This window comes from Nocardioides aquiterrae (assembly GCF_039526625.1).
In the GTDB taxonomy this organism is placed as follows: Bacteria; Actinomycetota; Actinomycetes; order Propionibacteriales; family Nocardioidaceae; genus Nocardioides; species Nocardioides aquiterrae.
Genome location: NZ_BAAAJE010000006.1, coordinates 24096 through 50017 on the forward strand (window position 1 = coordinate 24096; position 25922 = coordinate 50017).

Consider the following 25922-nt stretch of genomic DNA (forward strand, 5'->3'; position numbering starts at 1 on the left):
TGTCGGGCGGGTCTGGGTACGCTGCCCGACGCCGGCGGACGGCATTGCCCTCGGCCCCGCGACCCCCCTGAGGTGAACGTATGTCTGGCCTGACCATCGACGACCTGGTGGCCATGGAGCAGCTCGGCTGCACCGTGATCGCCGGCGCCGACGGCGGACGCCGGCGGGTGGTGTGGGCGCACTCCTGCGAGCTCGACGACCCCTGGAACTGGGTCGGCGCCGACGAGCTGCTGATGACCGTCGGCATGTGCGTGCCGCGCGACGACGCCGGACAGGTCCGCTTCGTGCGGCGGCTGCACGAGCACGGTGTCGCGGGGGTCGCGATCGGTGACGACCTCAAGGCGCCGCCGATCTCGGCGGCCATGGCGGAGGAGGCGGATCGGCTCGCGTTCCCGGTGATCGGGGTGAGTCACACGATCCCCTTCGCGGCCCTGGGGCGCACGGTGGCGCTGGCCAGCCAGAGCAGCCAGATCCGCCGGATCGCCCGGCTGAGCCGGCTCTACGAGCTCGCCCGGACGGCCACGTTCGGCGACGAGTCCCTCCTGAGCCGGCTGTCCGCGGAGCTCGGGCACCGTCTCCACGTCGTGGACGTGCGGTACGCCAGCGAGGTGATGCGCGAGGGCCCGCCCCTGGCCCGCGGGGTCGTCGAGGAGCTGGCTGATCGGCTGAGCGGCCAGCTCGACCGCCTGCCTGCGCGGATCAGCCTGGAGTCCGACGGTGCGGTGACGGCGACCGCGCTGGCCCTGTCGACCCACCGCGCGTGCATGTTGGTCGCCGAGGGCCCCGGGGAGGTCGACCTCGACGTCTTCGTGCTGCTGCATGCCCAGAGCCTGATCGCGATGGAAGTCGAACGGATCACGCGCGACCGGGAGCGTGCCGACCTCGACGGGGGCGAGATCCTTCGCCAGTTCATCCAGGGCACCCTGGGGCTCGACGCGGCCCAGCTGAGCCTGCGCCAGTTCGGGCTGGCGGAGGTGGAGTCTTCGACGGTCATGGGGTTCGACGCGGCACACCTGCCGACGGTGCGGCTCCTGATGGGCGACACGACCCTGCCCCACCTGTCCTGCGAGTGGGGCGAGCACGGCTTCCTGATGGCCCCGACCGCCGCCGCGGCGGAGGCCGTCGAGCTGCTCAGGCCCCACGTGCCGGCCCTGGGCATCTCGGCCCCGAGCTCGTCTCTGCAACACCTCGGTGACAGCACCCGACAGGCCTTGTGGGCGCTGCAGGCGGCGCACGCGGGTGGTGGCGGAATCGCCGACTACACCACAGCCGCCCCGCTCTTCCTGCCGCGGACCCTGGCCGACGCCCACTTCGCGACCCGGATGATCCTCGGCAGCCTGTTGGAGCACGATGGGGCGCACGGCTCGGACCTGGTGAACACCCTCGAGGTCTACCTGTCGACCGACCGCAGCTGGGTGGAGACCTCCCGGCGCCTGATGATCCATCGACAGACGCTGGGCTACCGGTTGCGCAAGATCGAGACGCTGACCGGCCGGAGCACGAGGAGCTCGGCCGACATCGCGATGTTCTGGATGGCGCTCGTCGCCCGCCGCATCACTCGCGAAACCGCGTGAGTCGTACGGCGGTCTGAATCGCGTGCGTCGATTCGAACTGCCGGACGCTTCCTGCGCCGTCTTGCCGACCGCAAACTCGAGTGGCGATCCGCGGGTGAAGCGCGGCTTCATCCCATATCTTCGTATTATTGTTGTCCTGCCAGAAAGTGGTCCCCATGCTCACCCGACTGTTCACGCCCCTGCGGATCGGACCCACCGAGCTGAAGAACCGGATCGTGTCCACCGGGCACGACACGGTCATGATCGCGGACGGGCTCGTCACCGACCAGCTGGTCGCCTATCAGGCTGCTCGTGCCGCCGGCGGCGCGGGACTCATCGTGCTGCAGGTCGGCGGGGTGCACGAGAGCGCCAGGTACACCTCGCACGCCCTCATGGCCCACACCGACGAGTGCATCCCCGGATACCGTCGGCTCGCGGACGTGGGTCACGAGCACGGAAGCCTCGTCTACGCCCAGCTCTTCCATGGTGGGCGCGAGGTCATGGAGAGTGCGGACGGGTCGCTGGGTGTCTCGTACGCCGCCTCGGCCGTCCCGAACGAGCGGTTCCGGGTCTTCCCGCGGGCCATGGAGATCGGCCTCGTCCGCGAGGTGATCGAGGGATTCGGGGCGGCCGCGCAGCGCCTGCAGGCGGCCGGCCTGGACGGCGTCGAGATCGTTGCGTCGCACGGGTACCTCCCCGCCCAGTTCCTCGGTCCTGACACCAACCTGCGCGCCGACGAGTACGGCGGGTCCTTCGAGAACCGCCTGCGGTTCCTACGGGAGGTGCTGGAGACGGTTCGGCGCCGCACGGGCGGCGAGATGGCCGTCGGCGTGCGGATCAGCATCGGCGAGGACGGCCCCGACGGCCTGACCGCCGACGACGCCCTCGAGGCGCTGGCCACGCTGGACGGGGCGGGCCTGCTGGACTATGTCTCGGTGACCCGGGGCAGCTCGGCGAGCCTGGCCGGGTCGGACCACATCGTGCCGACGATGGCACGGGAGCCGGGCTACACCACTCCGCTGTCCGCACGCGTGAAGCGGCGGGTGTCGGTGCCGGTCATCGTGGCCGGGCGGATCAACCAGCCCCAGGACGCCGAGCTGGTCCTCGAGCGCGGGGAAGCCGACGCGATCGGCATGACCCGCGCCCTGATCTGCGACCCGGAGATGCCGAACCTCGCCGCGCGGGAGGAGTTCGACAGCATCCGTGCCTGCATCGGCTGCAACCAGGCGTGTATCGGGCACTTCCACGCGGGCTACCCCATCTCGTGCATCCAGCGCCCCGAGACCGGGCGCGAGCTGCTGTACGACCTCAAGGTCCCCGCTCGCGAGCCGCGCGAGGTGATGGTGGTCGGAGGCGGGCCCGGCGGGCTCAAGGCGGCCGTGGTCGCCGCCCAGCGCGGCCACCGGGTCACCGTCTACGAGGCGGGTCGGCGGGTCGGCGGACAGGTGCTGCTCGCCGAGCGGCTCCCCGGGCGTGCGGAGTTCGGGGGAGCGGTGACGAACCTCGTCAACGAGGCGGCGCGCAGCAACGTCAAGATTGCGACCGGAGTGCGGGTCGACGCCGCCTTCGTCGCGGAGCAGGCGCCCGACGCAGTAGTGATCGCGACGGGAGCACAGCCCTACCGCCCGAAGTTCGAGTTCACCGACGATGCCGTCGTGCTGGAGGCCTGGGACGTGATCCAGGGCGAGGTCCCGCCCCCGGGCCCGGTGCTGGTCGCCGACTGGCGCGGGGACTGGGTGGGGATCGGCACCGCGACGATGCTCGCCGAGCGCGGTCGACGCGTCACGCTCGCCACCATCGGGTACCAGGCCGGCGAGCTGCTCCAGCAGTACACCCGCGACGAGATGCTCAAGCAGATGCTCATGGCGGGAGTGACGGTCGCTCCGCTGACCCGGCTGTACGGCGCCGACGACGACACCGCGTATCTGCAGCATGTGCTGACCGACGAGCCGGTGCTCGTGGAGGGCATCAGCGCCGTGGTCCTCGCCCAGGGTCAGGCGCCAGACACCACGCTCGCCGACGAGCTGGCCGCCCTGCCGGCCGACAGGAGGCCCGAGACGCACGCCGTCGGTGACTGCGTGGCGCCTCGCACCGTGGAGGAGGCGATCCTCGAGGGCATGCGGGTCGGACACGCCCTGTGAACGGCCCGACGAGCGGCCTCCCCGGCGGCCGGCTCACCGACAAGGTGGCGCTGGTCACCGGGGCCTCCCGCGGGATCGGGGCCGCGATCGCCGAGCGGTTCGCAGCCGAGGGCGCACGCGTGGTCGGCATGAGCCGGACGGCGCCGGCGGGTGCGCCGGTGGCCTCCGTGGAGCACCTGGCCGTCGACGTGGCGCACGACGACGAGGTCCGTGCGGCGGTCGAGGAGGTGGTGGCACGGCACGGGCGCCTCGACGTGGTCGTCAACAACGCGGCGGTGGAGCGCGAGGGCACCGTGGAGGAGACCAGCCTCGACGTGTGGACCGAGGTCATGGAGGTCAACGTCCGGGGCGTCTTCCTGGTGAGTCGGCACGCGATGGTCCACCTACGCCGGACCCGCGGAGCGCTCATCAACATCGCGTCCGTCGACGGGTTCTGGGCGGAGCCGGGGCTGGCCGCCTACAGCGCCTCGAAGGGTGCGGTCCTCGCGCTCACCCGGGCGATGGCGCTGGATCACGGTCCGGAGGGCGTGCGCTGCAACAGCATCTGTCCCAGCTATGTCTCGACCGACATGCTCGAGCAGTTCTACGACGCTCAGCCCGACCCGCAGCGCGCACGCGCCCAGGCCGCGGGGGTGCACGCGCTGCGCCGCATCTCCTCACCCGGCGACATCGCCGGGGTCGCCGCGTTCCTCGCCTCGGCCGACGCCGCGTTCGTCACCGGACAGGCGATCGTGGTCGACGGTGGGCTGACCGCGGGGCGGGCGTTCCCCCTCGAGAACGTGGGCGTCTGATCGGACCCGGCGACGGGGCTGCCAGTGTCAGTGCGCCATCGGTCATACTGACGTCGACGGTCCGCACCCACCGGGATCCGTCCGACACCCTGCCCGTACCGAGGAGGAACGCCGTGGCTCCCCGATCGCTGCGCGTGGGTCGGGACCTGACCGCCGAGGAGCGGCGGACCGCGGTCCTGAGGGCGGCGGTCGAGTGCGTGGCCGTGACCGGCTACGACAACCTGCGGCTGCGCGACGTCGCCCGCGCCGCCGGGGTCTCCACCGGGCTCCTCCAGCACTACTTCGAGACCCGCGACGAGCTTGTCGCCGAGGCTTTCCGCCAGGCCAGCGAGGACCTCCTGCAGGAGTGGAGCGTCCTGTTGGCCTCGAACCCCCCGCCCTGGGAACGCCTGGACGCGCTGGTGAGCCAGCTCGCCCTGCGCGACGGGCTGCGCACACACTGCATGGTCTGGGTGGAGTTCGCCACCGCGTCGGCCCGCATCGCCAGCATGCGCGAGGGGTTCCGGGCGATCTACGACAAGTGGTACGCGCTGGTCCGCGAGACCGTCGAGGACGGCACCAACGCCGGGATCTTCACCCCGGTCACGTCCGTCCCCGACGTCGTCGAGCTGCTGCTGAATCACATCGACGGCTGCGAGCTGAACATCGCCTCGGACCCCGAGGGGATGACGGGCGTCCGGATGCGCGAGCTGACCCTGCGCCTGGCGGCGACCCTGCTTCAGTACGACGGGTACGAGGTCGCCGACGCGGCCGGGAGTGGTCCACGCGAGGTGGCGCGCAGCGCCCCGTAGCCCAGGACCGCTGCGAGCGTGCTGCCCACGAGGATGCCCATCCGGGCCCAGTCGGCCGACGCCGCGTCGGTGAAGGCGAGGCCGGCCACGAACAGCGCGACCGTGAAGCCGACGCCTGCGCACAGCGCGACCGACGCGAGCTGGAGCCAGGAGACCCCGGAGGGCAGGACAGCCAGCGGCGTGCGGCTGACCAGCCAGACGGCCAGCAGGATCCCGACGGTCTTGCCGAGCACCAGGCCGAGCACGATTCCCAGCGCCACCGGGGCCTGGTGGAGGTGGCGGAGGTTCGCGACGTCGATGGGGAGCCCTGCGTTGGCCAGGGCGAAGACGGGCAGCACGACGAAGGTCACCCACGGGGTGAGCCGCCACTCCAGGCGCTCCAGCGGTGACTCGGCCTCGACGGTCATCCGCCGCAGCTCGCGCAACGAGTACGCCTGCGGGGAGTCGGTGTGCACCAGCGAGCGCACCCACGCCAGGTACGGCTCCCGCGGGTGGAACGGGCGGGCGGGCGTCAGGAAGGCGAAGACGACGCCGGCGATCGTGGGGTGCACGCCGGACTGCAGCAACGCGTACCAGCAGAGGATCGCCAGCGCGGCGTACACGGCCAGCGCCCGGACGTGCGCGCGGCGCAACAGGAGGGCCGCGAGGACGGTGAGGACGGCGAGGCCGATCCAGCTCGCCACGACCCCGTGGGCGTAGAACACCCCGATCACGACGATGGCCCCGAGGTCGTCGACGATCGCGAGCGTCAGCAGGAAGAGCCGGGCACCGGTCGGGACGCGGTCCCCCACGGCGGTGACCACCGCCACCGCGAACGCGATGTCGGTGGCCATCGGGACACCCCACCCGTGTTGCCCGGGGCCGCCGAGGTTGACCGCGGTGTAGATGAGGGCGGGCACGACCATGCCACCGAACGCCGCCGCGATCGGCAACGCGGCCGCCCGCGGGTCCCGTAGCTCGCCGTCGACCATCTCGCGCTTGATCTCCAGGGAGACCAGGTAGAAGAAGACCGCCATGGCTGCGTCGTTGACCCAGTCACGCAGGGAGTGGCCCGAGAGCCCGGTCCAGTGACCCACCTCGAGGGTGACGGGGGCGCTCCAGAACCGCTCGTAGTGATCGGCGAGCGGCGAGTTGGCGAGGACCAGCGCGATCACCAGGCCTGCCATCATCACGAAGGCGCCGGCCGTGGCCGTGGCGCCGATCCGCTTCAGCGGCCGCACGACCCGGCGCGGCAGAGCGCGGTCCGAGCGGCTCCAGGGAGCCGGCAGGACTCCGTCTTCCGGGTGCCGGGTCCGCGTCGGCGAGGGGCCCACGCCGGTCACAGGTCCAGCACCAGTCGGGGGGTCGATGACCGGCCCACGCAGACCATCATGGTGTCGTTGGCCGCCCGCTCCTCGTCGCTGAGGAGGCTGTCGCGGTGCAGGGGAACGCCCTCGAGCACCCGGGTCTCGCAGCTGCCGCAGATTCCCTCGCGGCAGGAGGTGTCGACGGCGACGCCGACGCGCAGCAGCGCGTCGACGATCGGTTCGTCCGCCGGCACCTGCACGGTCACGCCCGTTCGCTCGAGCACCACCTCGAAGGCAGTGTCCGCCGCGGCGCCGGGTTCGGCCGCGCGCGGCCGGAATCGTTCGACGTGCGTGGACCCGGCCGGCAGGGTCAGGGTCCGCTCCTCGACCGCGGCGAGCAGCGGCTCGGGCCCACAGCAGTACACGTGCACCCCGGGGCCGCACTGGGCGAGCGCCCCCTCGATGTCCGGGTGCCCGTCCTCGTCCTGGGGCGAGATCAGCACGCGGTCGCCGTACGGCTCGAGCTCCGGGAGGAACGCCATGCTCGCGCGCCGCCGGCCACCGTAGAGCAGCCGCCAGGTGAGGCCCTGGGCCTCGACGGCCGAGATCATCGGGAGGAGGGGGGTGATCCCGATCCCGCCGGCCACGAAGAGGTACTCCGCTGCCGGCTGGAGGATGAAGTTGTTGCGCGGACCCACCACGGCCAGCTTGTCCCCGGGCCTGAGGCCGTGCACGAACTGCGAACCGCCCCGGCTGTCGGGCTCCAGCAAGACGCCGATCCGCCACGTGGCGAGGTCGTCGGTCCGGCCGCACAGCGAGTACTGGCGGGTCAGTGTCCCCAACTGGACATCGATGTGGGCCCCGGGCGTCCACGGCGGGAGATCCGTGCCGTCCACCCGGCCCAGGTGGACGGCACGGACGCCGAGGGCGACCTCTTCGATTCCCACGACCTCGACGTCCAGCCGGTGTTCGTCGTGCGAGATCACGCGTGTCTACTTCCTCGGCGGGGTGGTGTTCGGTGAGTGGGTCGGCTCAGCGGGCCGAGCTGCCGTGGATGGCGTCCTTGGTCAGCTTCTGGAAGTGCTCGATCTGGTTCTCGTCGGGGACGAGGCGGCCGGTGTCGATCAGGCCGCTGGCCATGCCGCGCTGCACGGACTCGATCAGCGGTACGTCCTCGGCGCCGACCTCGTCGAGGAACGCCATGAAGTCGCGCTCCACGTCGGGGTCGACGTCGGGGTCGAAGAAGTAGTCGAAGTAGCCGATCGTGTGGTCGACGGCGGTGGGACGGAAGGAGTAGATCAGCAGGTTGTTCTGCCCCGGCCAGGTCATCGGTGCGAAGTTCGGCCAGACGTAGTCGTTCTGGTTGACGCCGATCGGGCCCTCCGCCTTGTACGGAGCCGCCGCCGCATCGTGGAGAACCCGGTCCTGCGGCGCGGTGTTCGAGATGAACGTGTGGGCGTCGGTGGCGAACGTGTAGCCGAGGGCGCTGGTGTCGAACGTCCGAGAGTAGTTCGGGTGTGCGACCAGGCAGTGGTAGCACTCGAGGTAGTTCTCGGCGACGATCTTCCAGTTGCCGGCGATGTCGAAGGTGGTGCGCTTGCGCATCGTGAGCGACTCGAGCTTCACGTTGGCGGCGCGCAGCGACGCCTCGACTGGCCCGATCCAGTCCTGGAAAGCCCCCACCTGCGGGTCCAGGCTGACGAAGACCAGGGGCCCCCACACCGCCACCGGCAGCTTGGTCAGGGGGAGCTGCGACTTGTCGAAGTCGTCGATCTGCTCCGAGCGGGGGGCGCCGACGAGTGTTCCGTCGAGGCCATAGGTCCACGCGTGGTAGGGGCACTTGAAGGCGCGGGTGTTGCCGCACCCGCTGGCGACCTCGGAGAACCGGTGCCGGCACACGTTCACCATCGCGTGGACCCCGTCGCGCGAGCGGGAGACGATGATCGGGGTGTCGACGAGGGTGGTCGTGATGTAGTCGCCCGGCTTGGCCAGAGCGTCGACCGTGCCGACGTACTGCCAGGTCTTGGCGAAGATCTCCTTCTGCTCGATCTCCAGGATCGCCGGGTCGGTGTAGTACGACGCCGGCAGCGTTTCGACGAGCGCGCCCGTACGAGGCCGCGGTTCTGCGTGGGTAGTCATGGTCGCTCCTTCGTGTGACTCGGAGCACGGTAGGCCCCCTCTTACTGTTTGCGCAAGCAGATCCGGTATTCATTCCGAAATGCGCGACCGCGCCCCCGTGCGCAATCCGGGTGTCGCAAACTTCATGACGACCTTCCGCGGACAGTGCCCCGTCTCGCGGCTATGCTGCCGGGGTGTCAGAGACCCCCGATACGGGTTCCGGTGACGGCTGGTCTGCGCCCCGTTCCCGCCACCCGCTCGATGACCTCGACCGGGCGGTGCTGCACGAGCTGCAGCTCGACGGCCGTCGGTCGTTCCGCGACATCGCCCGCACGATCGGCGCCTCGGAGGCCACAGTCCGCTTCCGGGTGAACCGGCTACGCGAGAACGGCGTCCTGCAGATCCTCGGTTTCGTCGATCCCGCCGCGCTCGGGTACGGCGTCCTCAGCAGCCTCTTCCTGCGGGTGCGGCCTTCGGCGACCATGGCGGTGGTGGAGGCGATCGCGAGCTGGCCCGAGGCGATGTACGTCTCGAGCACCGTGGGCCGCGCCGACCTGTTCGTCCAGATCGTGTGCGAGGACCAGGAGCGCCTGTTCCGTCTCATCAGTGAGCGGATCGGGTCCCTCGACGGTGTCGAAGGGGTCGAGACTCTGATGGAGGTCAAGGTGCACAAGGCGCAGTACGTCTACGCAAGCCTGGAGTGAGCTCGCGCCCGCGGCACGTTCGCGGCCCGGACGGTCTTCCGCGACGTGTACAGACGATCGCTCGAAGCCCTTGACAATTAATACCGAATTATTGGACTGTGAGCGCCGCCACAGTCCTCCATCTCGGCGGGGGTCTCGGCAACCCCGGCGCCGTCCGGGGCCCGATCGGTTCACAATCACGCTGGAGGAATCCATGAGCGCGTCCGCTGCAGGTCGACCCTTGGGCTCGCCCCCCGTCGTCCCTCGATCTCGGCGCAGGGAGGCAGTGGAGCTGCCCGCCGACGTGGCCGAACGCTTCCGCGCGGCCACCTCGCCGGAGAACGAGGGCGAATCCTTCGCCCGCAACGACTACCTGGTGCTGTTGGCCGCCTGTCTGGTGGTCCCCGCGCTGTTCATCGCCCTCGCGTGGCTGGCATGAGCGCCCCGAAGGCGGGCGGCGGGAGCGATGGCGTCCCCCTGCTGTTGTCGGAGCGCCGCTGGACCGGGCTGGACCTCCTGGCGTCGTCCGCCTCCACGTCGGTGGCCACCTGGTGCTTCATCATCGGCGGCACCGTCAGCTACTACCTCGGCGCGGTGGCGGGCTCCTTCGCGATGATGGCCGGGGTGCTGATCGGCATGCTGTTCATCATCCTGGCCCTGGTGCCTGCCTCCACGAAGTACGGCCTGGACTCGACCTCCGCGTCGAAGGCGTTCCTCGGTACCCGGGGCTGGGGCTTCTCGGCCGTGTTGCTGTTCGTCAGCCTCGCGGGCTGGAACGCGCTGCTGCTCATCGTGCTCGGCCGCGCCGCCGACGCCATCCTGGTAGCGGCGGGGGTCGTGCCCAAGGACAGCGGTGCCTGGGTTGCCACCCTCGCGATGCTGCTGGGCGCCCTGGTGGTCTGGTCGATCGCTCGCAAGGGTCCCGACGCGGTGCGCGACTCCCAGAAGTGGATCGCGGCGGGGGTCCTACTGCTCTCGGGCGTGGTCATGGCCCTGCTGGTGCAGAAGGTCGGAGTGTCGGGGCTCCTCGATGCCAAGCCCAGCGCTCCCTCGCCGGACAAGGCGTTCAACGTCATGACCGGCGTCGAGCTGTTGATCGCCTCCGCGGTGGGATGGTGGCCCTACGTGGGGGGCATGGTGCGCCTGGTGCCCAGCGCGCGCCGCGCCCTGTGGCCGAGCATCCTCGGCCTCGGCGTACCTGTCGCGATGGTCTCGCTGATCGGTCTCTACGCGGGCCTCGTCGTCCCCGCCTCTGGGGGCGACCCCACCGTGTTCCTGACCGAGGTGGGTGGTTTGCTGTTCGGCGTCATCGGCCTGTCGTTCATCATCCTGGCCAACATCGGCTCGACGGTGGTGGGCGTCTACGCCATGACGGTGAGCCTGCGCAACGTGCCGGCGGTCGCACGGCGGACCTCGTGGAACACCACCACGATCCTCTCCCTGTTGCCGGTGGTGTTCGTGATGGTGTTCCTCGCCGACGAGTTCTTCGAGAACTTCCCGTCCTTCCTCGCGATGTGCGCGCTGATCTTCGGCCCCATCTGCGGCGTCCAGATCGTCGACTACTTCATCCTGCGCCGTCAGCAGCTGGACCTGACGGACCTGTACGGCGCCGGCTCCGACAACAAGTACAACTTCTGGGCCGGGTTCAACCCCGCCGGATTCGTGGCGATCGCGGCGGGTGTCGCGGCGTACTTGGCGCTGCTCAACCCACTCACCTACGAGTCGCACGCCTTCTACTCCTACACCAGCGCCACCGTGCCGTCGGTGCTCGTCGCGGGAGCCGTGTACTGGCTGGCGAGCCAGGCGGTGATCGCTCGGGGCAAGGGCGGGTACTCGCGCGCTGCCCGCACGCGGGCGCGGTCCTCCGCGTCCTCGATGGGCTGAGCCGGCGAGCGACTAGGGGGGTGGGCCCCAGCGGCCGGCCCGCCCCCCTGGTGAGCCGAGCTGTCGCCGCGTAGGTGCTCAGGATTCGGTGAGGAGGGCGACCTGCCGGCGCAGAGCGTCGATGTCCAGGGCATGCCCGGTGACCAGCGTCTGGAGCATGGCCCCGTCGATGAGGGTCACCAGGGCTCGAGCTGTCTCGACGCCCACCGCGGGTGCCAGTGCCGCGGTGGCGTCCTCGAGCCACGCGAGTGCCAGCGGCCGGAGGCGCACGTCGCGGGCGGCGGCGAGATAGAGCTCGTAGTCCACGAGGGCTCGGGTGCGGTCGGTGAGGTACTCCTGCACGAGGTCGGGCAGCACGGTTGACACCCGCCCGTCCTCCGCCAGGGCCGTCGCCCAGTTGGACAGCTGGGTCCGCGACGTGTTCGCGGCGTGCTCCAGCGCGGCATCCAGCAGGTCGTGCAGGGTGGGGAAGTAGTAGGTGGTGGTCCCGAGTGGCACGCCCGCGCGAGCCGCGATCGCTCGGTGGGTCACCCGCTCGAGCCCCACCTCTGCGATCATCTCGATGGCTGCCACGACGAGGTCGTGCCGGCGCTGTTCCGGGTCCCGGGCGCGACGTCCCGTGCTGGCGCTAATGAGCGCCCGCCAGGTTGAGGACGATGACACCTCCGACGATCAGCGCGATGCCGGAGACGGTCGCCGTCGTGAGGTTGTCGCCCAGGAACACCAACCCGATGGACACGATGGCGGCGGTCCCGAGACCCGACCACATCGCGTAGGCGACGCCGGTGGGGATCTCCCGCATGGCCTGGGCCAGCATCCCGCAGGCGAGCAGGTACGAGACCATCGCGCCCATCGACGGCCACAGCTTGGTCAGGCCCTCGCTCGGCTTGAGGAGGCTGGTGCCCAGGACCTCGAAGCCGATCGCGACGGTGAGCCACACATACGCCATTGACCAACCCCCATTGTGTACGTTTGTACTAATAGCGGGACCCTATCGTAGTGCCGCGGGCCTGCCGTCGGGTCCGGCCGAGCTCTGCGAGCCCGACAGCGCGGTCCCAGGATCGGCCTCAGCGCCCGGTGGCGGCCTCGGACACGCCCAGGAGTGCCGCGGCGGCCGCCTGCAGCTCCGTCGTCAGCACGTCGCGGTCCATGGTCCGGGCCTTCAGGGCGACGGCGGTCTCGCCTCCGTCGATGATCGCCAGGAGGGTGGCGACCACGGAGTCGACGTCGGCGACGGGCGCGAAGGATCCGTCCTCGATCCCGCGCCTCACTGCGGTCCGGATCGGCGCGCTCCACGCGTTCCAGAACTCCGCCATGAGCTCGCGCAGCCGGTCGTCGTGGCGAGAGGCGGCCACGAACTCGATCCACAAGGCGCACCGCTGCGCCAGGTCGGACCCGGCGTACACGTTCGCGAACATGGTTCGCAGGGCCTCCCAGGGGGTGGCTGTGCGGGATGGTGTGCCGAGCACCTGGTCGATGACGCCGTAGGCGTGCTGCGTGAACGCCGCTCGGATGAGCTGGTCTCGAGAGTCGAAGTAGTGCTGCAGGGTCCCGACTGACACGTTCGCGCTCGCCGCGACGTCCTTCAGCCTGACGTTCGACGTGCCCCGCTGCGCGACCAGGCCGAGCGTCTTGTCCAAGATCAGCCGCTTGCGCTCATGGAGGACGTCGTCGTCGAGGGCGGGCCGTCCGACACGTCTGACCGTGACCACTGCACTCCTCATGTCTCCTGGCGCGGTATGTCTCCTGGCGCGGTTCGCCCGCCTCACCCTAGGGCGCCTGCCGTGCCCCACCTGGCGCCGGCGCCGCGGCGACCCAGGGCGGCGTGCCGCGACCGAGTCGTTGACAGCCGGCGCGACCGTGTATTAATAATACGGCACTATGAGGAAAACGCGATGAACGCCGCCCCTGCCCAGCCCGCGTACCGGGTGACCAACCCGGTCACGGGGGAGATCGTCGAGGAGTTCCCCACCGCGACGGACGCCGAGATCGAAGACGTCCTCGCCCGGGCCGCGGCCGCCCAGAAGGACTGGGCGAAGCGGTCCGTGGCGGAGCGATGCGCGATCGTCGCGGCGGCGGCCAGGCTGTTCGCAGAGCGGGCCGACGAGCTGGGCACCCTTGCCACCACGGAGATGGGCAAGGACCGGGGGGCGGCTGCGGAAGAGGTGGAGTTCTGCGCCGACATCTTCGCCTACTACGCCGATCGCGGGCCGGAGCTGCTCGCCGACCAGGTCCTGCCGACCGAAGAGGGAGCCCAGGCACGGGTGCAGCGGCTCCCGATCGGCCCGCTGCTGGGCGTGATGCCCTGGAACTTCCCCTTCTACCAAGTCGCGCGCTTCGCGGCGCCCAACCTCGTCGCGGGCAACGCGATCATCATCAAGCACGCCGAGAACTGCCCGACGTCAGCCGTGGCCATCGAGCGACTGCTGCGCCAGGCCGGGTTGCCGGACGGCGTCTACGTCAACGTCTTCGCCAGCCACGACCAGGTCGCCGGCATGATCGCCGACCCGCGTGTGGCCGGTGTCTCGTTCACCGGTTCCGAACGCGGCGGCGCGGCCGTCGCCGAGCTGGCGGGCCGGAACCTGAAGAAGGTGGTGCTCGAGCTCGGCGGGTCCGACCCCTACATCGTGCTCGACACGGAGGACGTCACCGCGGCGGCGTCCGCCGCCTGGGGTACGCGGATCTACAACAACGGACAGGCCTGCAACTCCAACAAGCGGATCATCGTCATGGCAGACATCTACGACGACTTCGTCGCCGCGCTGACGGCCGAAGCCAGCGGCCTCGAGCCCGGGGACCCGGCTGGGCTGGCGCCGAACGCCTTCCCGCCCATGGCGTCGCGTCCCGCGGCTGAGGCCCTGGTCGCCCAGATCGAGGACGCCGTCGAGAAGGGCGCGACCCTCCACGCCGGAGGCAGGCTCGTCGAAGGACCTGGCGCCTACGTCCGTCCGGCCGTCCTCACGGGCGTTCGACCGGGTATGCGTGCCTACACCGAAGAGCTGTTCGGGCCGGTGGCCGTGGTGTACCGGGCGGAGTCCGACGAGGACGCGGTCCGCATCGCGAACGACTCGGACTTCGGGCTCGGTGGCGCCGTCTTCAGCGTCGACCCGGCACGGGCGGCGGCGGTCGCCGACGCCCTGGACGTCGGGATGACCAACGTCAACACGGCCGCGGGGGAGGGAGCTGCGCTTCCCTTCGGCGGTACCAAGCGGTCGGGATTCGGCCGCGAGCTGGGACCCCTCGGCATCGAGGAGTTCGTGAACAAGCGGCTCTACTACGTCCACGGCTGACCGCGCGGCGGGTTCGGGACCGGGCAGCCGGCCGGGAGCCCTCGGTAGGAAATGGGAAGGGCGAGACCAGTGACAAGGGACGTCGGCGTGTTCGCGCGAGCCCTGGCAGCGTGGCGTGGCCGGCGACCCTCGCGGCGCCGGCGCGAAGCGCTCGCCCGGAGGACGATCGTGTGTCCCTGCCACGACGCGACGCTCTTCGACCTGCGGGACAGCTGGGAGGCGGGCTACCGGCACCCCGAGACGCTCAAGCGGGCTACTGCGGTGTTCATGGGGCCGTGTCAGGGCAAGCTGTGCGGCAAGGTGGCCGGCGACGTCATCGCCGCGCTGCAGGGGGCAACCGAGCCCGAGGAACGCCGTCCCTCGGTCCGTCCGCCCCTGTTCCCGGTCCGGATGGGCGACCTCGCGTACGAAGACGAGTCCGCCCCGGCCGGAGACAGGGCATGACTCTTCCCGGAGTGGCTGCCGGTCCCCCGAAGGCAGGCTACGACGTCGTCGTCGTCGGGGCCGGGGTCCAGGGCCTCGCCACGGCCTACGAGCTCGCGCGGTCGGGCGTCACCGACGTCGCCGTCTTGGACAGGTCCTGGCCTGGTGGCGGAGCCAGCGGGCGGAACGGGGAGATGATCCGGTCCGCCTTCTCCAGCCGCGAGTGGTCGCAGCTGTTCGACCTCAGCCTGCGCCGGTTCTCGGAGCTGTCCGCGGAGCTCGACTTCAACATCCTCTTCAGTCCGTCCGGCTACCTCGTGCTCTCCACCACCGACGACGAGCTGCGCCGACAGCACCTCGTCGCTGCGAAGCAGGCCGAGTACGGCGTACAGAGCGAGGTTCTCGATGCGGCCGAGGTGCGGAGGCTCGTCCCGCACGCCAACCCGGAGCTCGCGCGCGGCGGCATCTTCCAGCGGCGCGCGGGATTCGCCCATCACGACGCGGTGGTCTGGGGCTACCTTCGTGCCGCGGCTCGCGCGGGGGTGTCGGTCTTCAGCGGGGTCGACGTGCACGCCGTCCTGGCCAGCGGTGGTCGGGTGACCGGCGTCCGCACCGACCACGGTGACATCGCGGCCGATGTCGTCGTGAACGCGGCGGGCGCCTACTCCGACGACCTGAACCTCACCGCCGGCGTCCGGCTGCCGTTGGTCAAGGCCCGGCTCGAGATGCTCGTGACCGAGCCGGTGAAGCCGTTCCTGCGGTGCGCCGTGGCGACGCCCCACCTGCTCGGCTACTGCCACCAGACCGCCCGCGGCGAGTTCGTCGGCGGCACCGAGCTCCCCGGCCACGACGAGACCGACAGCCTCAACACGACCTACCACATGCTGCGCGACATGGCCACCAAGTGGGTCCGGTTGTTCCCCGACCTGGGAGGGGTGCGCATCCTGCGCAACTGGGCCGGGACCGTCTCCCAGGCCCCAGACCTGGCGCCGGTCCTCGGAGAGGCGCCGGGTGTCTCGGGCTACCACCTCAGCATCGCGTGGGTCTACGGATTCATGGGCGCGCCCGCGGCCGGCCGGCTGCTGGCCGAGAGCATCGTCACGGGCCGCGTCGACGCCGTGATGGCGCCTTTCGAGGCGCGCCGCCTCATCGAGGGGCGCTCCATCGCCGAGTCCACGCTCGTCCTCACCACCGACGGAAGGTCCTGAGTTGACCAGCGCCCATCCCGACGAGTCCGTGGCCTTCACGTTCGAGGGCCGCACGTTGTCGGCCCGGCCGGGGCAGTCGATCGCCTCCGCGATCCTGCAGTCCGGAACGCCGGTGCTGACCCGTAGCTTCAAGTACCGCCGTCCGCGCGGGTACACCTGCGGGTACGACATCTGCGGCAACTGTCCCGTCACGGTCAACGGGTTGCCCGGCGTGACCTCCTGCACGACCCCCGTGCGGGGCGGGGAGGTCGTACGCCGGGAACGAGGTTGGCCGAGCACCGACCGCGACCTCCTGCGGGCCACCGACCTCCTGGTGAGGTTCGTCCCCGCGGGCTTCCAGTTCAGGCTCTTCCGTTCGCGCCCCCGGCTCGCGCACCTGGCCGAGAAGGTGATGGCCCGGATCGCGGGTGCCGGCCGGTTCCCGACACCACAGGCGGCGCGGGCCGTCCGCACGCGCACGGAGGTCGACGCAGCCGACGTTCTCGTGGTCGGCGGCGGGCTGTCCGGCTGTGCCGCCGCGCTCGGGGCCGCGGGCAGCGGATCGTCGGTGACACTGGTCCATCCCGGCCCGCTCGGCGGCCGAGCGAACGCCCGAGACTCCGTCGTCACGTACGACCAGGAGACGGCGCCGGCCGCCGAGCTCGCCGGACGCCTCGCGTCCGCCGTGCTGGCCCACCGCGACATCAGGGTCGTCGACGGTCGCGTGATGTCCTACTTCGAGACCGGGCTGATCCCCGTGGTGGCCGATGGACTCGTGCTCGAATGCCGCCCGAAGCACCTGGTCGTCGCCACGGGCTCCTACGATGTGCCCGGCCTGTTCCCCGGCAACGACAAGCCCGGCGTCGTCCTCGCGGACGGCGTCAGCAGGCTGCTCCGGGTCGATCGCGTCGTCCCCTGGCGGCGAGCCGTCGTGATGACCGACGGCGACCGCGGAAGCGCCCTGGCCGACCAACTCGAGCGGGCCGGTGTCGAGGTGGTCGCCATCGTGGTCCAGGAGGGTGTGGGCGATCCGTCCGAGCCCAGGCCCGGTTCCGCCGGCCGGCAGGCCGACGGCGACCGGGTCCTCCGCGGCACCGTGCGCGCCGCTCGCGGGGCGAGGGCGCTGCGCGCGGTCGACGTGGAGGTGGAGGGCCGGGTGCGGACCATCCGCGCCGACTTGCTGTGCGTGGCTCTGGCACCGCGTCCCGCCAACGACCTGGCGCTGCAGCAGCAGTACGTCGCGGCCGGCACCCCGCAGGCGGTGGTCGGCGGATGGGCAGGCGCCGACCTGTCCGCCTCGACGCCCGGCCTGTCGGTCGTCGGGTCGGCGGCCGGCTGGACCAGCGAGGATCCCGACCGTGCCCGTGCCGTGGGCGCCGCCGCCGGCTCCGGCCAGGGGAAGTGAAGGATGGTCAGCATCACCAGGGCCCAGACGACCTCGTTGTGGGACATCGGCGCCGAGGAGCACCCCCGGGATGCCCTCACCGCCGACACGTCCTGTGACGTGCTCATCGTGGGCGCGGGGTACACCGGGCTGTGGACCGCCTACTACCTGACCGAGCTCGCCCCGCACCTGCGCATCGTCGTAGCGGAGGCCGAGCATGTCGGCTACGGGGCCTCCGGCCGGAACGGCGGCTGGCTCTCGCACCTGCTTCCGGGAAACCGGAACGTCTTCGAGCGAGGGCCGCGTGGGCCAGAGGGTCTCGTCGCGTTCCAGCGCGCGATGGTCCAGGCCGTTGACCACGTGCTCGACGTGACCGCCGCGCACGGGCTGGAGATCGACGCCCACCGGGGCGGCAACCTCGTGGTCGCGCCCAACGAAGCCGGCCTGCAGCGGCTCCGGGCCCGTCACGCCGCGGACCTGCGCGCGGGCCTGACCGACGAGGAGGTGCGGCTGCTCACGGCCGAAGAGGTCCGGGAGCGGATCGACGTCGTCACAGCGGTCGGTGGCCTCTACGCGGCCCCATGCGCCCGGATCCACCCGGGCAAGCTGGTCCGGAAGCTCGCCCGCCTGGTCGAGGCCCGCGGGGTCCGGCTGTACGAGGGGACGCGGATCGACCGGGTGGAGCCGCGGCTCGCGCACGCGGCCGGCGTGCGGATCTCGACCGAGCACATCCTGCTGTGCACGGAAGGGTTCAGTGGACCGCTGCTCGGGCCCCGGGCAGTCGTGCCGATCAGGAGCTCGATGATCGCGACCCAGCCCCTCTCCGCCGAGGAGTGGACCAGGATCGGTTGGGCGAACGCGGAATGCCTCTCCGACACCTCACACACGTTCATCTACGCCCAGCGGACGGCAGACGGCCGCATCGCCCTGGGGGGGCGCGGCAAGCCCTACGAGTTCGCCTCCGGGATCGACGGGCGCCATGCCTGCCATCCGGACACCCGACATGCGTTGCTCGAGCGCCTGTCGCTCTACTTCCCCGGCGTCCGCTTCCAGGCGGACTACGCGTGGTCCGGGGTGCTGGGGGTGACCCGCGACTGGTGTGCGAGCGTCCGGCACGACCGCCGGACCGGGATAGGCGCATCGGTCGGCTACGCCGGCCACGGGGTCGCGGCGGCCAACCTGGCGGCGCGCACCCTTGTCGACCTGGTGCTCGCGCGAGACACCGATCTCGTCCGACTGCCGCTGGTCGACCATCGCCCTCCCCGCTGGGAGCCCGAGCCACTCCGCTGGGCGGGAATCCACGCGATGTACCGGCTCTTCCGCACTGCCGACGGGCGAGAGGAGCGTCGAGGGGCGACCTCGACCTCGCTCATCGCGCGTTTCGCCGGCCGGCTGGCAGGCCTTTCGGACTGACGGAGCCGCATCCCCACAACCTTGCGTCCTCGCCAGCAGCTCGACCCACCCGAACGTGGAGCATGAGCGCCAGGATGAACGAGTCATCCGGGCGGTCGCCGCGCCGTCTGACCACGCACGGCGCTTCCCGGCGGTCCCCGCATCGGGCAGGCTGGGGCGGTGCGAGCGTCCCACCGCGGCCTCGCCGGCACCGCCTACGGCGTGCTGGCGGTCGCCGACACCCTGCTGGCCGCCGCGCCGGACCGGTGGCGGCGGGCGCGGGTCGTCACCAAGCCGCTGCTGATGCCGGCGCTCGCGGCCCACGGCGGGTCCGGGGCGGTCACGGTCGCGCAGGTGTGCTCGTGGGCCGGGGACGTCGCGCTGATGCGCGAGGGCCGGCGGCCGTTCCTGGCCGGGCTCTGCTCGTTCCTCGCCGCGCACGTGGCGTACGTCGTCGCGTTCCGCGCCCGGTCCTCCGTGCCGCTGCTGGCCTCGCCCGGACGGCGCCGGGCCCTGGGCGCCGGCAGCGTCGCGGCGCTCGCGATGGCCGCGGCGGCCGCTCGGGAAGACCGGGCCTTCGCGCTGCCGGTCGCGGCGTACGGCGCGACGCTGGCGGCGATGGCCGCGTCGGCCGCGGCGGTCGACCGCGACCGGGGGCGGGGCCGGGTGCTCGCGGGGGCGTCGCTGTTCCTGCTGTCCGACTCGCTGCTCGGGGCGCGCACGTTCCTGCTCCGCGAGCGGGTGCCCGTGCTCGACAGCGCGGTGATGGCCACCTACACGGCGGCGCAGTGGTGCATCGCCGAGGGCGCGGCTCCGGTCAGGCGTTGACGTCGGCCATCGACACGTCCTGGCCGTCGGGCGTGGTCGGGTGCTCCTCGTTGATCGCCTCGACGGCCTCGGTGAGCTCCGGCTCGGCGGCCACCGGGCGCCGGTCGAGGTGGATGCCGGCGATCATGCAGCGCACCGACCCGCCGGCCAGCTCGATCGTGGGGATGTCGACCGCCACGATCTCGCAGGACTCCTCGATCGCCGCGACCTGGTCGGGCCGGAGGCTGCGGCGGGCGCGCCCGGACATCGCCATGATGTAGCGACGCCGGCCCTCCGGCGTCCGGCCGCACAGCTCGACGGCGTTGCCCGCGAACTCGCGGACCTGCTCCTCGGTGAGCGCGATCACCGTGCGTCCGTTGACGGTGAGGCGCTCCCGGACCTGCTCGCGACGGTGCTCGTCGGGGATCATCTCGAGGGCGATCATCGCGACCTCGGTCCCGACGCAGGCGATCACGTTGGTGTGATAGACCGGCACGCCGTCGGAGTCGACCGCCTCGAAGGCCATCGGCTCGTAGTTGAAGTCGCTGCAGAACCGCTCCAGGACGTGGGTGTCGGCCCGGTGGCTGACCGCCATGTATGCGACCCGGGAGACGTGGTCGAGGACCATCGCCCCGGTGCCCTCGAGGAAGATGCCGTCGGGCTCGAGGCCGGAGTAGTCGACGATCGTCTGGCACCGGTACTCCGACTTCAGCATCTCCAGGACGTCGGCGCGCCGCTCGTGCCGCCGGTTGGACGCGTACATCGGGTACACCGCGACGTAGCCCCCGGCGTGGGTGGACAGCCAGTTGTTCGGGAAGACGCTGTCGGGCCGGGTGTGGTCCTCGTCCGGGAAGACGTGGACGCGCACCCCGGCGTCCCGGAGGGCCTGGGCCAGCGCGTCCATCTCGGCCAGCGCCTTGTGGGACGTGGTGTCGTCCGACTGGCCCTGCGGGACGTCGCGCTGGAACGCGTTGTCCGCGGCCGTGGCCGGGTTGGGGACGAATCTCTCCGCGCGCACCAGGATGACGGCGGACGGGGCCTGAGCACTCACGTTCGCCGAATGTAGAGCACACGGGGGCCGCTGTCCGTGCTGGGTGGGGTCCCCGGGCCCCGATCCGACCCGGGATCCACCCCACCCGTGAGGGTGAACTTCCACCCGCGACATCGTCCCTCCGGCGGTCAGCCACTAGGTTCGTGGTGACCAGGAAGGCGGGTCGGTGACCACCACCTCCATGCGCGACACCCTGCGGGCCAGCGGGCTCGTGGGTGCCGACCTGCTGGCCGCCGACTGGGCGGCGACGCCGCTCGGCGACCCGGACAACTGGCCGCTCAGCCTGCGCAGCGCCGTGCGCATCCTGCTGACCTCCCGGTTCTCGATGTGGATGGCGTGGGGCCCGGAGCTGACCTTCTTCTGCAACGACGCCTACCGCCGCGACACCCTCGGCAAGAAGTACCCGTGGGCCCTCGGCCGCCCGGCGTCGGAGGTCTGGTCCGAGATCTGGCCGGACATCGGGCCCCGGATCGAGCGCGTGATGAGCACCGGCGAGGCCACCTGGGACGAGGCGCTGCTGCTGTTCCTCGAGCGTTCCGGCTACACCGAGGAGACCTACCACACCTTCTCCTACAGCCCCCTGGCCGACGACGAGGGCGGCGTCGCCGGCATGCTCTGCGTCGTCTCCGAGGTCACCGAGCAGGTGGTCGCCACCCGGCGGATGACGACGCTGCGCGACCTCGGCGTCCGGACGAGCGCCGCGGGCGACGAGCTCGCCGCCGTCCGCGCGGCGTGCGCCCAGCTCGAGTCCAACCAGCACACGCTGCCCTTCGTCGCCGTCTACCTGTTCGACGAGAACGGCGAGCGTGCGGTCCTCACGGGCGCCTCGGGGATCCGGCCGGACCATCCGGCGGCGCCCTCCACGCTCACCGACGAGTCGTCGCCGTACCCGCTCGACCGGCTGTGGGCCGGCGAGTACGTCGTCGAGCCGCTCGCCGGCCGCTTCCCGGACCTCCCGACGGGCGCCTGGCACCAGCCGCCGGAGCGGGCGCTGCTGGCTCCGCTCGTGCAGCCGGCCCAGGAGCACCCGTACGGCTTCCTCCTCGTGGGGCTCAACCCGCACCGCCCGCTCGACGAGCCGTACCGCGACTTCATCACGCTCGTGGCCGCGCACCTATCGGCAGCGATCTCGGACTCCCGTGCCATCGAGGCCGAGAAGCAGCGGGCCGAGACCCTCGCCCGGCTCGACCAGGCCAAGACCGACTTCTTCGCCAACGTCAGCCACGAGCTGCGTACGCCGCTGACGCTGCTGCTGGCGCCCGCCGAGGACGCGCTGGCGAGCGAGGACGAGCCGTTGCCCGCGCACCAGCGCGAGCGGCTGGCGACGATCGTGCGCAACGGCCAGCGGATGCTGCAGCTGGTCAACACGCTCCTGGACTTCTCGCGGCTCGAGTCCGGCCGGGCGACGTCGGAGTTCCGTCGTACCGACCTCTGCGCCCTCACCGGTGAGCTCGCCGCCATGTTCCAGGCGGCGGCCGACAGCGCGGGCCTGCGGCTCGAGGTGGCGTGCGACAGCCCGGTCTGGGCGTGGGTCGACCACGACCAGTGGGCGAAGGTCGTGCTGAACCTGCTCTCCAACGCCTTCAAGTTCACCTTCGAGGGGGCGGTCCGGCTCACGCTCGACGAGCGGGACGGCGAGGTCGTGCTGGCCGTCACCGACACCGGCACCGGGATCCCGGACGCCGAGATGCCGCACCTGTTCGAGCGCTTCCACCGGGTCGCCGGCGCGCGGTCCCGCACCCACGAGGGCTCGGGCATCGGCCTCGCGCTCGTTGCCGAGCTGGTGGCCCTCCACGGCGGCCGCATCGAGGTCGACAGTCGCCTGGGCGAGGGCTCGACGTTCACGATCACGCTGCCGGTCGGTCGCGACCACCTGCCGGCGGACCAGGTGCACGACGACACGGTCGTGCGCGAGCTCGGCGAGGGACCCGCGCGCCAGTTGGTGGCCCAGGCGCTCAGCTGGTTGCCGAGCGACGAGGTGCCCGACAGCCCCGAGGAGCCGATCCCCGCGCCGGCGGCCGACCCCTCGCGCGCTCGCGTGCTGGTCGTCGACGACAACGCCGACATGCGGGCCTACATCGCGGACACCATCGGCCGCCACTGGACCGTCGACGTCGCCGCCGACGGCCTGGAGGCGCTCCGGCGCATGGAGGAGACCCGCCCCGACCTGGTCATCACCGACGTGATGATGCCGCGCCTGGACGGGTTCGGGCTCCTGGAGCGGATGCAGGCCGACCCGGTCCTCACGGCCATCCCGGTCATCATGCTGTCGGCGCGTGCCGGCGAGGAGGGCATGATCGAGGGCCTGGAGGCCGGCGCCGACGACTACCTGGTCAAGCCGTTCTCCGGGCGCGAGCTGATGGCTCGCGTGCGGGTGACGCTCGCCCTCGACCGCGAGCAGCGGGTGCGCGAGGCGCTCGAGCGCAGCGAGGCGCTCCTCGACCAGGCCCAGCAGCTGGCGCGGGTCGGCAGCTGGGAGATCGACCTCGACCACGACACCGTCGTCGCCTCGCGGGCCCTGCTCGAGCTGCTCGAGATCACCCGCCACGAGCTGGACGAGCTCGGCGCCTCCGGGGCGATCCGCTCGCGGGTGCACCCCGACGACCAGGCGATGGTGGGGGCCCGGCTGAGCGAGGCGCCCGCCGGACAGCGCCTCTCGTTCGAGACCCGCGTCGTGCTCCCGTCGGGGCAGGAGCGGCTCTTCGAGGCCCGCGGCGAGGTCGTGCTCACCCGCCCGCAGGGCGGACGCATCCTGCGCGGCTCCGTCCAGGACGTCACCGACCAGCGCGCCACCCAGCAGCGGCTGATCGCCGCCCAGGCCGAGCGCGAGGCGGCGGTCCGGGAGCGCCAGATCGCCGAGGAGCTCCAGGCGAGCCTGCTGCCGGCCAGCCGGTTCGACGTCGACCAGCTGGAGGTGGCCGCCGTCTACCGCGCCGGCGTCGAGGGCACCCAGGTCGGCGGCGACTGGTACGACGTCATCGACCTCGGGGCCGGCCGCACGGCGCTGGTCGTGGGCGACGTCATGGGCCGGGGCGTGCGGGCCGCGGCCGTGATGGGGCAGCTGAAGTCGGCCGTACGGGCGTACGCGACCCTGGACCTCAGCCCGGTCGAGGTGCTGGAGCACCTCGACACCCTGGTCCAGGACCTCGCGGGCGACCAGATCGTCACCTGCATCTACGCCGTGCACGACGCGGCCGAGCAGACCCTCACCTACGCGAACGCCGGACACCTGCCCCCGCTCGTGCGGCGGGCGAGCGGCGGGGCGGACGTCGCCGAGGGGCCCGACGGGACCGGGCCGCCGCTCGGGGCCGGCTACTTCGGGAGCGAGCCGGCCACGACGGCGGTCGACGACGGGGACGTCGTGGTGCTCTACACCGACGGCCTGGTCGAGCGCCGCGGGCGCGACATCCAGGACGGGATCGACACCCTGGTGGGGCTGGTCGACGAGCGTCGCGACGTACCGCTGGCCGAGCTGCCGACCACCCTGGTCGAGGCGCTGGTCGGCGCGGACGCCGACGACGACGTCGCGGTGGTCACCGCCCGCGTCGCACCCACCGAGGGTCAGCTCTTCGAGGTCAGGCTGAGCGACGCGGCGACGGCCCCGCGGGAGGCGCGGCGCACGGTCGCCGAGCAGCTCGGCCGGTGGCAGGTCGCGGGCGAGACCGTCGACGACGTGGTGCTGGCCACCAGCGAGCTGGTCACCAACGCCCTCGTCCACGCCCGCCCGCCGGTCGACCTCCGGCTGCGTGCGCTCGGTGACCACCTGGTCCTGGAGGTGCAGGACCGGGCGCTGCTCCGGCCGCGGCGGCGTCGCCCCGAGGACGACGACGAGCGCGGGCGCGGCCTGAACATCGTCGAGGCGCTGAGCCGCGAGTGGGGCACGCACCGCACCGCGACCGGCAAGACCGTCTGGTGCTCGATCGGCCGCTGACCGTCTCGGCCGGTGGCGCCGGTCACGTGGGGGAATCCGCGTGGCGTCGCCGGGGTTGGCCCCTGCGTGAGCCTCCTCTTCTCGCCGATCACCCTCCGCGACGTCACCGCCCGCAACCGGGTCTGGGTCTCCCCGATGTGCCAGTACTCCGCGATCGACGGGATGCCGGACGACTGGCACCTGGTGCACCTCGGGTCGTTCGCCCGGGGCGGTGCCGGCCTGGTCTTCACCGAGGCCACCGCGGTCGTGCCCGAGGGGCGGATCACCCCCGAGGACACCGGCATCTGGAACGACGAGCAGCAGGCGGCATGGGCGCGCATCGTCGACTTCGTGCACAGCCAGGGCGCCGTCGCCGGGATCCAGCTCGCGCACGCCGGCCGCAAGGCGTCGACGTACTCGGGCTTCACCGGCGAGCGCGGCGGCGTGGCGGACGCCGACGGCGGCTGGCGGCCGGCCGCTCCGTCGGCGGACCCGTTCCCCGGGCTGCGCCCGGACCCGGAGCCGCTCGACCGCGCCGGCATCGAGCGGGTCGTGACGGCGTTCGGCGACGCCGCCGAGCGCGCGCTCGCCGCCGGCTTCGACGTCCTCGAGCTGCACGCCGCGCACGGCTACCTGCTGCACGAGTTCCTCTCGCCGCTGTCGAACCACCGCGACGACGAGTACGGCGGCTCCTTCGACAACCGGGTCCGACTCGTGCTCGAGGTCGTGCGCGAGGTCCGCGGGCGGGTGCCGGCGGGCGTGCCGCTCGTGCTGCGGGTCTCGGCGACCGACTGGGTGGACGGCGGCTGGAGCGCCGACGACACCGTGCGGCTGGCCGGCCTCCTGCGCGACGAGGGCGTCGATCTCGTCGACACCTCGACCGGTGGCAACGTGCTCGCCGAGATCCCGGTCGAGGCCGGCTACCAGGTGCCGTTCGCGGCCCGGGTCCGCAGCGAGGCCGGCCTCCCCACCGGCGCGGTCGGCATGATCACCGAGCCCAAGCAGGCCGAGGAGATCCTCGCCGAGGGATCCGCGGACGTCGTGCTGCTCGCCCGCGAGCTGCTCCGCGAGCCGCACTGGCCGCTGCGGGCGGCGGACGAGCTCGGCGAGACCGGCACCGACCTCTGGCCGGTGCAGTACCGGCGCGCGGCTCGCTGACCGTCGGCCGGGTCGCCCGGCGAGGTGGGCGTGGTGGCGGCCGCGCGATCTTCGGGTCGTGTGCCTGAGAACG

The 25922-nt window shown here is 71.9% G+C and carries 22 protein-coding genes; 15 read left to right on the plus strand and 7 right to left on the minus strand.

Annotated features, from left to right (window positions below; translation table 11 throughout):
• The first annotated feature begins 80 nt into the window (after positions 1–80).
• From ABD086_RS06730 to ABD086_RS06745, 4 genes are all read left to right on the plus strand, one after another.
• Entirely contained in the window at positions 81–1574 is a 1494-nt protein-coding gene (locus ABD086_RS06730) for a PucR family transcriptional regulator (RefSeq protein ID WP_343906711.1), read from the plus strand.
• A gap of 155 nt (positions 1575–1729) precedes the next feature.
• Complete coding sequence (locus ABD086_RS06735; RefSeq protein WP_343906712.1) at positions 1730–3694, plus strand: oxidoreductase; 1965 nt, start codon at positions 1730–1732, stop codon at positions 3692–3694.
• The gene (locus tag ABD086_RS06740) at positions 3691–4485 is read left to right on the plus strand and encodes an SDR family NAD(P)-dependent oxidoreductase (protein ID WP_343906713.1); all 795 of its coding nucleotides are present in this window, start codon (positions 3691–3693) and stop codon (positions 4483–4485) included. Before ABD086_RS06735 ends, ABD086_RS06740 begins: the two co-directional genes overlap by 4 nt.
• A gap of 113 nt (positions 4486–4598) precedes the next feature.
• Entirely contained in the window at positions 4599–5276 is a 678-nt protein-coding gene (locus ABD086_RS06745; RefSeq protein ID WP_343906714.1) for a TetR/AcrR family transcriptional regulator, read from the plus strand.
• Here the strand turns inward: ABD086_RS06745 and nhaA are convergent.
• The 3 genes from nhaA to ABD086_RS06760 all read right to left on the minus strand — a co-directional run bounded on the left by nhaA (position 5204) and on the right by ABD086_RS06760 (position 8701).
• Positions 5204–6496, minus strand: a complete 1293-nt coding sequence (nhaA, locus tag ABD086_RS06750; RefSeq protein ID WP_343906715.1) for a Na+/H+ antiporter NhaA — start codon at positions 6494–6496, stop codon at positions 5204–5206. The two genes, ABD086_RS06745 and nhaA, sit on opposite strands and share 73 nt — an antisense overlap.
• 98 nt (positions 6497–6594) lie before the next feature.
• Entirely contained in the window at positions 6595–7548 is a 954-nt protein-coding gene (locus tag ABD086_RS06755) for a PDR/VanB family oxidoreductase (protein ID WP_343906716.1), read from the minus strand.
• Positions 7549–7594: 46 nt separating this feature from the next.
• Positions 7595–8701, minus strand: coding sequence for an aromatic ring-hydroxylating oxygenase subunit alpha (locus ABD086_RS06760; protein WP_343906717.1), 1107 nt, complete (start codon positions 8699–8701; stop codon positions 7595–7597).
• A gap of 173 nt (positions 8702–8874) precedes the next feature.
• Between ABD086_RS06760 and ABD086_RS06765 the strand changes: the two genes are divergently transcribed.
• The 3 genes from ABD086_RS06765 to ABD086_RS06775 all read left to right on the plus strand — a co-directional run bounded on the left by ABD086_RS06765 (position 8875) and on the right by ABD086_RS06775 (position 11247).
• Positions 8875–9384, plus strand: a complete 510-nt coding sequence (locus ABD086_RS06765; protein ID WP_343906718.1) for an Lrp/AsnC family transcriptional regulator — start codon at positions 8875–8877, stop codon at positions 9382–9384.
• Positions 9385–9649: 265 nt separating this feature from the next.
• A complete protein-coding gene (locus ABD086_RS06770; RefSeq protein WP_343906719.1) occupies positions 9650–9802 on the plus strand; it encodes a hypothetical protein in 153 nt (50 codons plus the stop codon).
• A complete protein-coding gene (locus tag ABD086_RS06775) occupies positions 9799–11247 on the plus strand; it encodes a purine-cytosine permease family protein (RefSeq protein ID WP_343906720.1) in 1449 nt (482 codons plus the stop codon). The genes ABD086_RS06770 and ABD086_RS06775 overlap by 4 nt, the downstream gene beginning before the upstream one ends.
• Before the next feature lie 78 nt (positions 11248–11325).
• Here ABD086_RS06775 and ABD086_RS06780 read toward each other — a convergent pair whose 3' ends face one another.
• From ABD086_RS06780 to ABD086_RS06790, 3 genes are all read right to left on the minus strand, one after another.
• On the minus strand, positions 11326–11820 hold the full coding sequence (locus tag ABD086_RS06780) for a TetR/AcrR family transcriptional regulator (RefSeq protein ID WP_343906721.1): 495 nt from the start codon (positions 11818–11820) through the stop codon (positions 11326–11328).
• 55 nt (positions 11821–11875) lie between these two features.
• On the minus strand, positions 11876–12196 hold the full coding sequence (locus ABD086_RS06785; RefSeq protein ID WP_343906722.1) for a DMT family transporter: 321 nt from the start codon (positions 12194–12196) through the stop codon (positions 11876–11878).
• Positions 12197–12314: 118 nt separating this feature from the next.
• Complete coding sequence (locus tag ABD086_RS06790) at positions 12315–12971, minus strand: TetR/AcrR family transcriptional regulator (protein WP_343906723.1); 657 nt, start codon at positions 12969–12971, stop codon at positions 12315–12317.
• Between the two features lie 171 nt (positions 12972–13142).
• Between ABD086_RS06790 and ABD086_RS06795 the strand changes: the two genes are divergently transcribed.
• The 6 genes from ABD086_RS06795 to ABD086_RS06820 all read left to right on the plus strand — a co-directional run bounded on the left by ABD086_RS06795 (position 13143) and on the right by ABD086_RS06820 (position 19751).
• Positions 13143–14537, plus strand: coding sequence for an NAD-dependent succinate-semialdehyde dehydrogenase (locus ABD086_RS06795; protein ID WP_343906724.1), 1395 nt, complete (start codon positions 13143–13145; stop codon positions 14535–14537).
• Positions 14538–14705: 168 nt separating this feature from the next.
• The gene (locus ABD086_RS06800) at positions 14706–14981 is read left to right on the plus strand and encodes a hypothetical protein (protein ID WP_343906725.1); all 276 of its coding nucleotides are present in this window, start codon (positions 14706–14708) and stop codon (positions 14979–14981) included.
• Between the two features lie 11 nt (positions 14982–14992).
• Positions 14993–16168, plus strand: a complete 1176-nt coding sequence (locus ABD086_RS06805; protein WP_343906726.1) for an NAD(P)/FAD-dependent oxidoreductase — start codon at positions 14993–14995, stop codon at positions 16166–16168.
• A 1-nt stretch (position 16169) separates the two neighbouring features.
• A complete protein-coding gene (locus ABD086_RS06810; protein WP_343906727.1) occupies positions 16170–17552 on the plus strand; it encodes a (2Fe-2S)-binding protein in 1383 nt (460 codons plus the stop codon).
• A gap of 3 nt (positions 17553–17555) precedes the next feature.
• Positions 17556–18944 carry an NAD(P)/FAD-dependent oxidoreductase gene (locus ABD086_RS06815; protein WP_343906728.1) on the plus strand — a complete coding sequence of 463 codons (1389 nt, stop codon included), beginning with the start codon at positions 17556–17558 and terminating at the stop codon, positions 18942–18944.
• A 159-nt stretch (positions 18945–19103) separates the two neighbouring features.
• Positions 19104–19751 carry a lysoplasmalogenase family protein gene (locus tag ABD086_RS06820; protein WP_343906729.1) on the plus strand — a complete coding sequence of 216 codons (648 nt, stop codon included), beginning with the start codon at positions 19104–19106 and terminating at the stop codon, positions 19749–19751.
• On the opposite strand, the gene ctlX is transcribed toward ABD086_RS06820, so the two are convergent.
• Positions 19741–20781, minus strand: coding sequence for a citrulline utilization hydrolase CtlX (ctlX, locus tag ABD086_RS06825; RefSeq protein WP_343906730.1), 1041 nt, complete (start codon positions 20779–20781; stop codon positions 19741–19743). The two genes, ABD086_RS06820 and ctlX, sit on opposite strands and share 11 nt — an antisense overlap.
• A 166-nt stretch (positions 20782–20947) precedes the next feature.
• Here ctlX and ABD086_RS06830 point away from each other — a divergent pair, with 166 nt between their 5' ends.
• A complete protein-coding gene (locus ABD086_RS06830; protein WP_343906731.1) occupies positions 20948–24712 on the plus strand; it encodes a SpoIIE family protein phosphatase in 3765 nt (1254 codons plus the stop codon).
• Positions 24713–24778: 66 nt separating this feature from the next.
• A complete protein-coding gene (locus ABD086_RS06835) occupies positions 24779–25849 on the plus strand; it encodes an NADH:flavin oxidoreductase/NADH oxidase (RefSeq protein WP_343906732.1) in 1071 nt (356 codons plus the stop codon).
• The last annotated feature ends 73 nt before the right edge of the window (positions 25850–25922 follow it).